Source organism: Roseburia sp. AM23-20 (assembly GCF_003470905.1).
Lineage (GTDB): Bacteria > Bacillota > Clostridia > Lachnospirales > Lachnospiraceae > Roseburia > Roseburia rectibacter.
In genome coordinates this window covers 269,667-269,934 of sequence record NZ_QRHS01000002.1, presented here as the reverse complement: position 1 = coordinate 269,934, position 268 = coordinate 269,667, and the positions used below count along the sequence as shown (strand labels likewise).

Genomic DNA, 268 nt, shown 5'->3' with positions numbered 1-268 from the left:
CGCCTGCGGTTGCAGAACGCAAACATGCAGCGCGAATAGGGATCAAGTTTGAATTTTAGCTTGATAATTGCAGCCAGTCCGTGATAGCTTTTTCTCAGATCGGTAGCTCCACAGGCAAGGTAAACGGTTGTGCCACCTGCCAGATCAAGCATGATCTTTCAGCCCCTGGATCAGAACACGAAAAAATTCCGGCGGGCATTCAGGCATCACTTCAATCCGAATAGCGTTTGTGATAAAAATGCGGACTGGAGACGGGCTGATATTCAAA

At 48.1% G+C, this 268-nt stretch carries 1 protein-coding gene; it reads right to left on the bottom strand.

Going from position 1 to position 268, the window contains the following annotated elements:
• Nucleotides 1-152: IS66 family insertion sequence element accessory protein TnpB (gene tnpB, locus DW650_RS20745; protein WP_118209143.1), on the bottom strand; the 152-nt coding region annotated here is incomplete at its 3' end.
• Nucleotides 153-268 lie beyond the last annotated feature (116 nt).